Below are 13002 nucleotides of genomic sequence, written 5' to 3' on the forward strand. Positions count from 1 at the left end.
AAAGAAAGCGTCTATCGTCTATCTTCGATCTGCTATTTTGATTTCTTCGAATCGTACGCGTTCTGATAAATGTCCAAGTAGCGTTTGAGATTCATTTTCTCCAGATTTTTCAAATATTCGTTCCAATCTTTCTCGAGGCTCGCGTCCCCGATGATGAATCGGGCGATCATTTCCTTGACGTAGTCGTTAATGGTCTTGTCAAGATCGGCGAGCTCGGTCGCTTGATCGTTCGAGAAGAACAGCTGCGGGAGCACCGTCTCCAGCTTTTGCTTATACGGCTCGTATTTCGTCTTAGTCTCGTTGTAGAGGATGACCTCCTGCGGGGTTTTCGGATCGGCCACGAGTCCCAGGCGGAAATCGTTCGTCCGGAGCGACGGCCCCGTTTGCGACCATTTGACGTTTTGCACGGTCGGCAGCTTAACGTCGGTATATTTCCAGATCGCCTGCAAGCCGTTAATGCCGATCTCGCCCTTGTCCGCCCACTTCCACTCGATGTCCGGACGGCCTTCCGTGTTGCGCAGCGTCATCTCTTGCGTGTACATCAGATCGGCGAGCCGGAACGCCGCTTCCGGATTTTTGCTCGCCTTCGTAATGACGTAGGCACCTTGCGACACGCTGTTCGCGAACGGCGTCACTTGAACGCCCTTCGGCCCCTTGAGCGGCGGGACGGCCACATAATCCGTCCACCTGGACTTGGTCGTATCCGTAAACACCCCATCGTGCTGGGCCGTTGCCGCCCCCAGGATGACGATATTCGGATTCTCGCCCATCTGCTTCGCCTGATCGCGATCCTGCGTGAACGATTGCGGAGCGATCAAGCCTTCCGCATACAGCTTGTTGAGGTATGCGAGCCCTTCCTTCCACTCCGGCTTATTGTAGGGGACGTCGACCTTGCCGTTCGACAAGTATAGCCGGGTCGTGCCCGTGTTCAGGATGAAGGCGTTCATAATGAAGGAATCGATATTCACCGCCGGACCAACGGCCGCGCCGGCGAGCGGGATTTCGTCCGCCTTGCCGTTGCCGTTCGGATCCTTCGTCTTGAACGCCTTCAGCACTTCATACAGCTCGTCGGTCGTCGTCGGAATCTTGAGCCCCAGCTTGTCGAGCCACGGCTTGTAGATCCACATCTTCTGCGACATCGAACAGTGATAGCATTCGTTCACTTGCGGCAGCCCGTAGATTTTGCCTCCCGGCGCAGTGATCGCTTCCTTCACGCTCGGAATGGCCGCGAACATTTTCTTCGTTTCCACCCCGTACTTGTCGATATATGGGTTCAGGTCGAGGAATACGCCTTGGCTGCCATAGATGAGCTGCTGTGTCGGGCTAACCCCGAAGCCCAGGATGACATCCGGCAAGTCCCCGCTGCCCAATACGATATTCAGCTTATCAATAGCCGTCTTCTCCGGCGCGATGTCCCATTCGATGTGGACGTTCGTTTTCTCCTCGAGATATTTCGTATATTCGTTGGTGGCATAGTTTTCCACGAAGGGGCTGCCCTTCACGAGCACCCGGATCGTCGTCTTCTCTGTCGTAATCGGCAGCTGCCCGGCCGGCGTAACCTTCTCGGCCGTCTGGGCCGACGCCTGCGGCGAATCCGGCTTCTCCGCGCTATCCGAACAAGCGCTCATCACCGCAGCCGCGAGCATGACGGCACTTAAGCCCCCCACCCAATGTCTTTTCATTCCATACCCTCCCCGTTTCCAGTCGGCGGTTTCTCTAGGTACCGCTCCCTATCCTTTCAGCGAGCCGATCATGACCCCTTTGACAAAATGCTTCTGCACGAACGGATATACGATCATTAGCGGAAGCGACGATACGATAATGAGCGAATATTTCAGCAGCGCGCGCAGCCCTTCCCGGCTGGCCTGCTCCGCCAGGTTGGACAGCATTGTTTCGTCCACTTGGTTCTGGATCAGAATGTCCCGCAATACGAGCTGCAGCGGATACTTGGAAGGAGTCTTCAAGTACAGCATGGCATTGAAATATTGGTTCCAAATATTGACGGCCGCATACAGCGTGATTACGGCTATGATCGGTCCCGAGAGAGGCAGAACAATTTTCCAGACGAACTTGAAATCGTTGCAGCCGTCGAGCTGCGCCGCTTCGAGCAGTTCGTCGGGCAGTGTCGACTTGAAATACGTTCGGGTGATAATGACATGGAACACGCTCATTGCTCCCGGGATGATCAATGCCCACATCGTGTTCAGCATGCCGAGGTCCTTGACGAGCAAATAGTTCGGGATGAGCCCGCCGCTGAACATAGTAGTGAACACGAAAAGGATCATGATGACGTTTTTGCCGTACAGATCTTTCCTCGACAGCGGGTAAGCCGCCATTACCGTCAAGACGATATTGATGAGCGTGCCGACAGCCGTGTACACCAGCGAGTTGCCGAACGAGGTCCACAGCAGCTTGTGCTCTAGCACCGCGCGGTACCCGGCGAGCGAAGGATTGACGGGCCACAGCCACACTTTGCCGGACACGACCGCTTCGCCGCTGCTGAATGAAGCGCTTACAATAAAGACGAGCGGGTACAGCACGGTCAGGAAAAAAAGCCCCAATATGCCATAATTGATAACGTTGAACCATCGGTCCGTACGCGATTCCTTCATTCGGGCAGCCTCCAAGTCAGCCACCTCCTTTCCCAATCCGTTTCCCGGTCACCATAAACTCTCCTGTTTCGCCCGCTTGGCCGCCGAATTGACCGCCACGAGCAGGATAAGCCCCACTACGGATTTGAACAAGTTAATCGCGGTGGAGTAGGAGTAATTCATCGCCTGGGAAGCCAAGCCCACCTTATACACATACGTATCGATGACTTCCGAAGTTCGCCCGTTCAGCGGGTTCTGCATCAGGAGCACCTTCTCGAAGCCCATGTCCAGGATGTGCCCGGTGTTCAGGATCAAGAGGATGATCATGACCGGGATAATGCTCGGCAGGTCGACGTACAGCATGCGCTGCCACTTGTTCGCCCCGTCGATGACAGCGGCTTCGTGTTGCGCGGGATCGACTCCGGCCAGCGCGGCCAAGTAAATGATGCACGAGAAGCCTACGTTCTGCCAAATGCCCGACCACACATAGATGGAGCTGAAGTATTCCGGCTTGGCCATGAAATTGATCGGCTCGAAGCCGAACGCCGTGATGATCGTGTTGACCAGCCCCTTGCGCGGGTCGAGCAGTTCGATGATGATACCGACCATAACGACGACGGAGATGAAGTGCGGCGCATACGTGACCATCTGTACGGTCTTCTTGAACCATTGGTGCTTCACGTAATTGAGCGACAGTGCGAGCAGGATCGGGAACGGGATTCCGGCCAGCAGGTTGTAGATGCTGATGATGAGCGTATTCTTCATGAGCTTGCCGAACTCGTAGGAATGGAAAAACCGGATAAAATGCTTGAACCCGACCCATTCGCTCCCCGTCATTCCTTTGAAGGCGGAATAATCCCTGAACGCGATCTGCGCCCCATACATCGGATAATATTTGAACAACAGGATGTAGACCACCGGTAAGGCCAGCAGCACATAGAGCTGCCAGCATTTGCGCATTCGCGTCCATCCTGATGCCCGCGCTGTCCGCGTCTCCGATCTCCCTTTTGAGATTGCGACCGCTTTCATCGCGTGTTACCTCCTTCCCTTTCGTGATGATTCCACGATAAAGGCAACCGTCCGGACCGTAAACGTGAAAGAGCGGCCATCGTGTGCAATTGTTCAGATTCGGCTATATGCAATTGTTCGGCGCTTGTGCACCGATTAAGAATGGAGCGTCGGATGCCGCCCGTAGGACCGTTTGTAAGCCGTCGCGCTGATGCCGTGCAATCGCTTGAACGCCCGGCAGAACGTGTTGGAGGAGCTGTAGCCGACCGTTCCCGATATTTCGTTGATCGATAAGTCCGTCGTCTCGAGCAGCGTCTTAGCCCGATCCATTCGAAGCGTCTCCAGGTAGTCCGAGAAATTGATCCCCGTCTGCTCTTTGAAAAATTGGGACAAGTACACCTTGGAAATGCGCAGCCGGTCCGCCACCGCGTCGAGACACAGATCCTCCTCCATGTACCGCTCCTCCAATTCCGTTTTGACACTGCTGAGCAGCTGTACATTTTGGCTTTTCTTGTGCTCCTTCACATTGTCGCATACCCACAGATACGTCTCCACGATCGCCGCATATTGCTTGCGCGCCCCGTTCAGCGAATCGATCTCGCCGCCCGGCGTCGTCATCCGCTGCAGGATTCGTTCATCGTTCAGCTCCATCTGCGGCAGCAGCTTTACGAGGCTCCCCCACATTTCGACCAGGAGAAGCCGCAGGACGGCGAGCGTCAGGTGCCGCTCTTCGAAGTTTCTCCGCTCGATATCGGCGAGCAGCTCTCGAACCCCGGCGACATCGCCGGCTTTGGCCACGTTCATGAGGCGCAGCTCCACATCGTGCGGGAAGTAATACATACTGCGGTCGTCCGGCAGCTCGTCGAACCAGACGCAATGCTCCGCGTTTCGCCACATCTGGATATGCAGCGCCTCGCGCGCCTGCTCGTACGAACGCGACAAGCCGGTCAAGCTGTCGCACAATCCGCCGACGCCGAATACGGGAAGCGCCTGTACGGAGTCGGCGATGTCCGCTGCGGCCTCCTGCAGCTTCTGCCCGATTAGCTCCCTGTACGATTCCGCTTCCGCCTGGTCGAGGCAAAAGACGATCGCGATGCGGTCTTCCGCTACTTCACAGACGTAGCCTTCCTGACCTAACAGCGTCTGAATTCTATCCTTCGAGACGACCCGCTGCATGTAGAGCTCCTCTAGCAGCTCGCCGCTGTAGCCGCCGTTCTCCGAGCCATGCAGATGCATAACGGCCACGACGAACGACTTCCCTTTTAGATTCAACCCCACGTGCTGTTGGATGGCGTCCATGTCGCCCGACGCGACGAACTGCCCGTTCAGCAGCCGTTCGAAATAGGCGGTGCGGAGCAGCGGAATGTGGCGCCCGATCTCCGCCTTGAGCGAATGGTTGTTGCTGATCAAGCCGGAGACGGTGTCCCCGATCAGCTCGAACGTGTTTCTCTGTTTCGGCAGCGCTTGGCCTTCGCCTTTTTCCATAATCAGATTGACGATCCGCTTGAGCGGCTTGCTGTTGCGGTAAGCCAGCATGTAGGCGATGAGCAGACCCAGGACGAGGAAGCCGCCGGTCAGTGATAAAATGATTTTCTGGATGTATCGCACCTTCTCCAGCACCACATGCGTCGGTTGTCCAATGAGATATATCCAGCCGTTATTTGTGGATTTCGTATACGTTATCATCATCGGTCTCGAGTCGACCGTCTGCTCGACGACACCCTTCGCGCCGTTCAAGCTCGCCAAATCGACCTGCAGGACCGCTTCGCCCGACGACAGAGGACTGATCACCTGCCCTTGCTGGTTCACGATATACGCCCATCCGCCTTCCGAGACATCGAGTCCTTTGAACAGCTTGCGGATTTCTTGATTGTCGATGAGGACGACAATGGCCCCCTGGGGATTGCCCGGATAGCCGATGGACTGCACGTGGGTAACCATTGTGTACGGGATGCCTTTCATCTTCACTTGCTGGGCCGGGATGTACATCCGGGAATGGTACTTCTCCGCGATCAGCTTCCTCCAGGCTAGGCTGTCGTAGCTGCCATATTGGGCCGTCTGATCGAAAAACTCGCTGAACGTGTAGCTGGACCCGCCCGGGGCAAGCACCAGGCCGCTGTTCAAGAACATCACGTAGTAGCCATACAAGAAGCTGTTGGACAGCTTGAAATCGTACAAGCTTTTGTTCGTATCCAGCACCCGGTACATATTCGTCCCCGCATACGGCTCGGTCACTTGCTGGAACTGGATAATTCGCGTGTCGGACGCCAGCTGCTGCGTGATGGACGAGACTTCGTCCAGTCGCCGTTCGAGAATGTCCTTGTTCTGCTCCAGCACGTTCATCTGGTTCTCGGTGACTTCGTTCTCGATCAGGTCGATCGTCTTATTGTAGATGATCCATCCGGCGAACAACGTTAAGATCAGAAAAAGCAAATAAGGGAGCAACAGCCGCGCGAACACGCGATGCCTAGCGATCCCGCCGCTCCGATTCCATCCGAACATGCCGGTCCCTCCTTGATCAATGAAAGCGCATACTTAAAAGAATTCGACGTATGGTTCGGATTTTACTCCTTTTGTCGGAAAATATTCCACGCTTTTGAAATCCTTGGCGTCGGCGTTTATTCTGGCGCGTGGGGAGGGCAGTCAGAGGGGTTCCGACCGCTGTTGAACTCTTATGCTTTGGAGATGTAGTTCGATTTCGCCTAATTACGCGGTGTTGCCCCAGAGGGCATGGATGGCTAATTCGATTTTGCCGAATTGGAGCGACTTTTTGAAGCCCTAACCCTGTCAGAATGCGCTCTAAATAGGCAAAATCCAATTGGAACCCGATAAACACTCCAGACTGTGTATCCAAGTAGGCGAAATCGCACAAAAAACCTGACCAGCCCAAATCGCCGGTCAGGTTCCTTGAAGCTGTGCATAACAGCCCTCTTCTCACAGCTTATAAATATCCTTGTACTTCTCTTCGAAATACTCGACCAGGTAGGCCGGGTTCAGCGGCTCGCCCGAGACGCTCTCGATGATCTCGGCCGGGGTGAGCAGCTTGCCGTGCCGGTAGATGCGCTCCGTGAGCCACTCCTTGATCGGCTGCAGCTTGCCCTGCTCGATATTCGCGGCGAAGTCCGGCATCTGCTTCAGCAGCGTCGCGCGAATCTGGGCCGCATACATGTTGCCGAGCGAATACGAAGGGAAATAGCCGAACGCGCCGCCGGACCAGTGCACGTCCTGCATGACGCCTTCCCCGTCGTTCTCGGGCTCTACGCCCAAGTAGTCGCGATACTTCGCGTTCCAGGCAGCCGGCAAGTCCTTCACCTCGATCGTCCCGCTGAACAGCTCTTTCTCCAGCTCATACCGGATCATGATGTGCAGGTTGTACGTCAACTCGTCGGCCTCGATGCGGATGAGCGAAGGCTTCACTTCGTTGATGCCGCGGTAGAAGAGCTCCACTGGGACTTTGCTGAGATTCTCCGGATATAGGCTTTGCAGCTTCGGATAGTATCGCTTCCAGAACGCCAGGCTCCGGCCGATCATGTTCTCCCAGAAGCGCGACTGCGATTCGTGGATCCCCATCGACGTGCCCGTGCAGAGCGGCGTTCCGATCAGCTCGGGAGAGATGTTCTGCTCATACAGCGCATGCCCGCCCTCGTGGACGGTACCGAACAAGGCGCTCGTCACGTCATTCTGCAGATAGCGCGTCGTAATCCGCACATCGCCCGGGTTCAGGCCGGTCGCGAATGGATGCGCGCTCTCATCGAGCCGGCCGGAATCGAAGTCGTAACCCATCTCGTTCAGGATGTACAGGCTGAATTCCTTTTGCAGCGAGATGTCAAAATGCTGCTGCAAGAACGAACGGTGCGGCTTGTTCGGAGACGATTGAATGGCCGATACGAGCGGCACTAGCTTGCGCCGCAGCTCGCCGAACACTTCGTCCAGCTTCGCGACGGTCATGCCAGGCTCGTACATATCGAGGAGCGTGTTATAAGGATGCCCTTCATATCCCCACAACTGAATGAATTCCCGGTTGAAGGCGACGATTTTCTCCAGGTACGGGCTGAAGGTAGCGTAATCCGACGTCGGCTTCGTCTCTTCCCAGACCGACTCGGCTTGCGAAGTCAGCACGACGTATTCCTTGTAGCGGTCCGGCGGGATTTTCTTGCTGCGGTCGTAATCCTTCTTGCACTCCGTCACGATCTTCCGGTCCACATCGCTCAGCTGCTCGAACGTCTCCGGGGCGCGAAGCGCTTCCAGGAACTCGCCCATTTGCTCCGAGACCGACATCTTGAACAGCTCGGACGACAGCTCTCCGATGACTTCCGAGCGGGCGGCGACGCCCTTCCGCGGAGCTCCCGTACGCAAATCCCAATACATGACGCCCAGAGCTTCCTCGTAGCTCTTCATTTTTTTCACATAGGCGCGAAAAGCGGACAGTGTGTCCTCATACGATTGTCCCATCGGTATCCCTCCCGGTTTCATCTGGTGATACATGTTTTGATCTTACTTTTTCTGGGCGGAAGAATCAACTTTCTCGATTATTTGTGGTAAAATAGGGTCCAACTTAAATTCCAAACGCGAGGGGAGTCGGCAACATGCAAATTACGCTTACACAAGCGGCCCGCGAGCAACTGGGTCAGGAGCTGGCAGCGAAGAGCCCGGAAGCCCCGATCGCCCTTAAGCTCGCATATGATGCGGAAGGGTGCGGCTGCGCCGTGGACGGGGTGACCGCGCTATGGCTAGTCGATGGACCGGAGCCGGACGATCGCGTTGCCGGTGGCTCGGCGTTCAACATCCTTTACGACAAGAAGCATGAGGTGTTCTTCGAGGATGAGCTGACCGTGGACTACAGTGACGCGCGTCGCGCCTATACACTGCGAAGCAAGCAACAAACATACAACAGCATGATGCGGCTGATCGACAAGCGGCACACCAGCTGATGCCAACCGAAGGAGGGGAATTATGAGTTCGAATCTCACCAACGTACAAAACATTCTGGCTTACAATCGCGAATTCGTCGAGAACAAAGAATACGAGCAATTCCGGACGACTCGCTTCCCGGACAAAAAAATGGTCATCCTCACTTGCATGGATACCCGGCTCGTGGAGCTGCTGCCCAAGGCGATGAACATCCATAATGGGGACGTCAAGCTGATCAAGAACGCCGGGGCGATTGTGACCCAGCCGTTCGGCAACATCATGCGGAGTATTATCGTCGCGATCTACGAGCTGAACGCCGACGAGGTGCTCGTCGTAGGGCACTACCAGTGCGGCATGACCGGCCTCGATTCCGAGCGGATCATCAACAAGGCCCGCGCGCAGGGGATCACGGAAGATACGATTTCGACCCTGCATCATTCCGGCATCAACTTGTCCCGCTGGCTGACCGGCTTCGACGACGTCAAGCAGGGCGTGGAGAACAGCGTTGAAATCATCCGGAACCATCCGCTGCTCCCCAAAAACATTCCGGTTCATGGGATGCTGATCGATCCGGAAACCGGGAAACTGGATCTCTTGGTCGACGGGTATGCGCATTTGGCCGAAAAAGCGTGATTTCACCGCATTATCGTCTTATAGAAAATTCCCCGGCCCGTGCGGATGCGCATGAGACCGGGGAATTTTGAATTAATGGAGAAATCGGTCAGTTCGATGGAAGCTGCGAGATTAACACCGTTCCCGGCGTCGGAGCTTGGTTCGTAGCGATTTTGCTGACCGAACGGACTTCTGTTCTTCCCATCACCCCTTCCCTGCGAAGCGCCCCGGATGCTATTCTTTATTCCTTCACGCTCCCCACCACGATGCCTTTTATGAAATACCGCTGCAGGAACGGATATACCAGCATGATTGGCAGGGCGCCCAGGAAGATTTGCGCGGTGCGTAGCGTCCGTTCGCTCAACTTATTCATTGCAGCCAAGTCATCCGTCGAGATTTGCTCCAGATTCAAGTTCACCGAGGTCACCAGGGTAGACAAATACGACTGCAACGGGTAGTGTTCCGGGGAATTCATATAGATGATCCCGTCAAACCAGGAATTCCAATGCCCGACAATCGTGAATAGAAGGATTGTCGCTATAGCCGGCACCGAGATCGGTATATACACCCGAACCAGGAGCGTTAGATGGCCGGCCCCGTCGATCAGAGCCGCCTCCTCCAGATCCTTGGGCACGCTGCGAAAAAAATTGAGCAGCATTATCATGTTCCAGACGCTAAGCGCACCGGGCAAAATCAGCGCCCAGATCGAGTTCAGTAGACCCGTTTCCTTCACGATCATGTACGTCGGAATAAGTCCCCCGCCCAGGAACATAGTGACGGCGAAAAACCAGACATAAAGGGTCCGCAGAGGGAATTTTGCATTTTCCTTGGATAGCGGGTACGCCGTCAGCACAACAAGAACCATATTTACGACCGTACCGAGCACGACACGCTTCAAGGAGACAAATAGCGATTGCAGGAATTCCTGCTTCTGCCCCAGGAACCGGTAGGCGTCGAAAGTTAAGCCTTTCGGCCAGAGACTAACTTCACCGGCGACGACGGCCAAGTTGGAGCTGAGCGAGACCGCGAGCAGATGCATGAACGGCAGAATCCCAAGCAGGAACACCGCGGTGAGCAGCGCCGTATTGCATACAATAAACACCTTCCGCCCGATGGGCTGTTTGGCGAATGGCAACGAAAGTCCCTCCTCCGTCAAAAAATGCGGTAGTTGCTGAATCGGTAGGCGAGGTAGTAGGACAAGCTCACCAAGAACAGCGACACGCCGGACTTGAACAAGCCGATCGCGGCGGCAGCTGCATATTGCTGCTCGATCAAGCCGAAACGATAAACGAACGTGTCGATCACGTCCGCGCTGCTGTACACCGCGGGGCTGTACAAGAGTAGAATCTGCTCAAAGCCCGCATTCAGGATGCTGCCGATGCTTAGCGTCGTGAGCAGGATCAGAATCGGTGCCATGCCCGGCAGCGTTATATGCGCCATCTGCTTCCAGCGACCTGCTCCATCCACCTGAGCCGCTTCGTACAGATTAGGGTTGATGCCGACGATCGCGGCCAGGAAGATGATCATGTTGTACCCCATCCCCTTCCACACGTCGGAGCCGACCAGGATCGCCCGGAACCACGACTCGCTCCCTAGGAACAGCACGGGGTTCATCCCCACATACGCGAGGATGGCATTGATCGGGCCCTTCAGGGAGAACAGCTCGAACAGGACGCCGCCCAACACGGTCCACGAGAGGAAGAAGGGCAGGAACACGCTTGTCTGCACGGTCCGCTTGAACGCGTTGGAAGCGACCTCGTTCAGTAGCAGCGCCAGCGCCAGCGGGACGAGCAGGCCGAAGACAATTTTCAATAGCGAGATGGCGAGCGTATTCCAGATCACTTGGGCAAAATCCGGCAAGTTGAACACGTACTCGAAGTTCTTCCAGCCCACCCAGGGGGAATGCAGGAATCCGAGCGCCGGCTTGAACTTCTGGAATGCCATGACGATGCCGAACATCGGTCCGTAATGGTAGATCAAGATGACGATTACCCCGGGCAGTAGCATCAAATGCAACGGGATTTGCGCCCCCGGGTTGACCGTGCCGATCCGTTTCGTTTTCACAGTATGCCTCCCTTGCAGCCTATCCGAATGAATTGGAAACGGGGGAGGGCACTGTTCCGTCCTCCCCCGTTCGTCGTTACGGATGTTTGGTCAGCCAGTCGCCCACTTCTTTCGTCAGATCGTCCCCGCCGAGCTTCTTCCAGCTCTCCACATATTTGTCGAATTCCGAGATCGGGGAAGAGCCCATGATGATCTTGGTGAACGTCTCATCCGTCAGCTTCGTGAGCGAGGCGCCCTTCTCGACTTGCGTCGGCGTGGCCACCGGCGGATTCTCGCCGCGCACCGTCAGCTTCTGCTCCTTCACCTTGCGGGTCACGCCCCAGCCGCCGTCCTCAGCGACGCGGCTGAAGTAGAGCCCCCAGCCGGCCATATCGCCAGAGAGGAACTGCTTGGCCGCTTTGAAATTCGGCAGCACGCTCGGGTTGCTTCCCTTGACCGTATCCTTCTTCTCTTTCAGTGCTGCGTTCACTTCCGTGTAGATTTGCTCCATCTCGAGCGAGTTCGAGATTCGCGGCTCGTACCACAGGTACACCCAACCGTTTGCCGGCGTGTTGATCGCCGCGTACTCCTCTTTGGCCATTTCATAGTAGAAATTCGCCATTTTGATCGCGGCTTCTGGGTTTTTCGCCTTTTTGTTGACGACCAGGATTTTGCCCATCCGGTAGCGGGGCACGAGCGATTTGCCCGGCTTGCCCTCATAAGACGGCAGGGGCAGGTTGATCCAGTCGGCTTCCTTGTTCTTGTCCCGGTGAATGTTAAGCGGCCAGTTCGGGTACCACCACTCGCCGAAGGAAATCCCTACCTTGTCGGCTACGATGTCCTCCATAACTTTGTTCTCGTCTTTGAACGCCCACTCCTTGTCGAGCAGCCCGCGTTTGTACCAGTCGGCGAGCTTCTCGAGCGACTTCCGCGTCTCCGGCGTCGTCTCTCCGGCCACCAGCTTGCCGTCCGCGCCCTTGATGAAGTTGTACGGGTATGCGCCCATCGTATAGAAGAAGCCGCGCGCATCCAGTCCCCAGAAATTCAGCTTCTTGTTGATCGCGAGTCCATATGTGTCCGCCTTGCCATTGCCGTCCGGGTCGTTCTTCACGAACGCTTCTGCGATCTTCTCAAGCTCCTCGAACGTCTTGGGCGGCTGCAGGTTCAGCTTTTTCAGCCAGTCGGAGCGAATCCACAGTGTCTGCAGCGACAGGTTCGGATCGTTGAAGCTCGGAATGCCGAATAGCTTGTTGCCGTCCTTGAACAGCTTCAGCGTCTCTCCGCCGTCCGATTCTACGTAGCTCTTGATCGTAGGCGAAGCATATTTGGCGTACGCTTCGGACAAGTCCGCCAGCACGCCCTGCTCCTTGAACTTCTCGTAGTCGGCCGCGTCGATCCACATCACGTCGGGCAAGTCGCCGGACGCCACCGTCAGCGAGAATTTTTGCGTGAATTGGTCATACGGCACGACCCAGTTGTACTTGACTTCAATGTTGAGCATTTCCTTCAGCTTTTTCAGATACCCGTTCTGATCCGGCGTGAGCCCCTGCGGGGTGTTCTTGTCCTCGGGAGGCCGAGCACCCAGCACCATGGACACGGTGACCGGATTCTCATATTTGCCCAGCGGATCGGCCTTCGCGTCCGGTTTGGCGGAGGCCGACCCAGACGAAGACGCGGCAGGTTGTGTCGGTTGAGCCGATTGGGCCGGCTTGGTCGTATCGTCGCTGCTGCAGGCGGACAGCAAGGTGGTGGACCCCACCACGGTAGTTAACAAGGCGAGTGCCAGCGTTTTTTTCATTCGGTTGTTCGCTCCCCCGGTCGTTTCGTCGTTCGTATT

Annotated in this window: 10 protein-coding genes; 2 read left to right on the top strand and 8 right to left on the bottom strand. The window is 56.0% G+C overall.

The features are described 5' to 3' along the window. Positions 1 to 32: 32 nt before the first annotated feature. The 5 genes from ACI5FR_RS03985 to ACI5FR_RS04005 all read right to left on the bottom strand — a co-directional run bounded on the left by ACI5FR_RS03985 (position 33) and on the right by ACI5FR_RS04005 (position 8051). Entirely contained in the window at positions 33 to 1682 is a 1650-nt protein-coding gene (locus tag ACI5FR_RS03985; RefSeq protein ID WP_405450573.1) for an ABC transporter substrate-binding protein, read from the bottom strand. Positions 1683 to 1730: 48 nt separating this feature from the next. After that, entirely contained in the window at positions 1731 to 2627 is an 897-nt protein-coding gene (locus ACI5FR_RS03990) for a carbohydrate ABC transporter permease (RefSeq protein WP_405450576.1), read from the bottom strand. A gap of 33 nt (positions 2628 to 2660) precedes the next feature. Continuing rightward, positions 2661 to 3620, bottom strand: coding sequence for an ABC transporter permease (locus tag ACI5FR_RS03995; RefSeq protein WP_405450578.1), 960 nt, complete (start codon positions 3618 to 3620; stop codon positions 2661 to 2663). Between the two features lie 135 nt (positions 3621 to 3755). Continuing rightward, entirely contained in the window at positions 3756 to 6101 is a 2346-nt protein-coding gene (locus ACI5FR_RS04000; RefSeq protein WP_405450581.1) for a helix-turn-helix domain-containing protein, read from the bottom strand. Between the two features lie 432 nt (positions 6102 to 6533). Next, a complete protein-coding gene (locus tag ACI5FR_RS04005; protein WP_405450584.1) occupies positions 6534 to 8051 on the bottom strand; it encodes a carboxypeptidase M32 in 1518 nt (505 codons plus the stop codon). A 134-nt stretch (positions 8052 to 8185) separates the two neighbouring features. Here ACI5FR_RS04005 and ACI5FR_RS04010 point away from each other — a divergent pair, with 134 nt between their 5' ends. Then, positions 8186 to 8530 carry an iron-sulfur cluster biosynthesis family protein gene (locus tag ACI5FR_RS04010; RefSeq protein ID WP_405450586.1) on the top strand — a complete coding sequence of 115 codons (345 nt, stop codon included), beginning with the start codon at positions 8186 to 8188 and terminating at the stop codon, positions 8528 to 8530. Positions 8531 to 8552: 22 nt separating this feature from the next. Then, positions 8553 to 9143 carry a beta-class carbonic anhydrase gene (locus tag ACI5FR_RS04015; protein WP_405450589.1) on the top strand — a complete coding sequence of 197 codons (591 nt, stop codon included), beginning with the start codon at positions 8553 to 8555 and terminating at the stop codon, positions 9141 to 9143. A gap of 220 nt (positions 9144 to 9363) precedes the next feature. Here the strand turns inward: ACI5FR_RS04015 and ACI5FR_RS04020 are convergent, their stop codons facing one another. The 3 genes from ACI5FR_RS04020 to ACI5FR_RS04030 form a co-directional block, all read right to left on the bottom strand. Next, the gene (locus ACI5FR_RS04020) at positions 9364 to 10257 is read right to left on the bottom strand and encodes a carbohydrate ABC transporter permease (protein WP_405450592.1); all 894 of its coding nucleotides are present in this window, start codon (positions 10255 to 10257) and stop codon (positions 9364 to 9366) included. Positions 10258 to 10274: 17 nt separating this feature from the next. Next, positions 10275 to 11129, bottom strand: a complete 855-nt coding sequence (locus ACI5FR_RS04025; RefSeq protein WP_405450711.1) for an ABC transporter permease — start codon at positions 11127 to 11129, stop codon at positions 10275 to 10277. Between the two features lie 133 nt (positions 11130 to 11262). Next, positions 11263 to 12963 carry an extracellular solute-binding protein gene (locus ACI5FR_RS04030; protein WP_405450595.1) on the bottom strand — a complete coding sequence of 567 codons (1701 nt, stop codon included), beginning with the start codon at positions 12961 to 12963 and terminating at the stop codon, positions 11263 to 11265. Positions 12964 to 13002 lie beyond the last annotated feature (39 nt).

This window comes from Paenibacillus sp. HJGM_3 (assembly GCF_045062745.1).
Classification (GTDB): Bacteria; Bacillota; Bacilli; order Paenibacillales; family NBRC-103111; genus Paenibacillus_AA.

Bases quoted from the DNA above. Each gene is read 5' to 3' on its own strand.
- ACI5FR_RS04000 (WP_405450581.1), bottom strand. From the start codon at position 6,101: ATGTTCGGATGGAATCGGAGCGGCGGGATCGCTAGGCATCGCGTGTTC.
- ACI5FR_RS03985 (WP_405450573.1), bottom strand. From the start codon at position 1,682: ATGAAAAGACATTGGGTGGGGGGCTTAAGTGCCGTCATGCTCGCGGCT.
- ACI5FR_RS04005 (WP_405450584.1), bottom strand. From the start codon at position 8,051: ATGGGACAATCGTATGAGGACACACTGTCCGCTTTTCGCGCCTATGTG.
- ACI5FR_RS04015 (WP_405450589.1), top strand. From the start codon at position 8,553: ATGAGTTCGAATCTCACCAACGTACAAAACATTCTGGCTTACAATCGC.
- ACI5FR_RS04025 (WP_405450711.1), bottom strand. From the start codon at position 11,129: ATGCTACTGCCCGGGGTAATCGTCATCTTGATCTACCATTACGGACCG.
- ACI5FR_RS04030 (WP_405450595.1), bottom strand. From the start codon at position 12,963: ATGAAAAAAACGCTGGCACTCGCCTTGTTAACTACCGTGGTGGGGTCC.
- ACI5FR_RS03995 (WP_405450578.1), bottom strand. From the start codon at position 3,620: ATGAAAGCGGTCGCAATCTCAAAAGGGAGATCGGAGACGCGGACAGCG.
- ACI5FR_RS04010 (WP_405450586.1), top strand. From the start codon at position 8,186: ATGCAAATTACGCTTACACAAGCGGCCCGCGAGCAACTGGGTCAGGAG.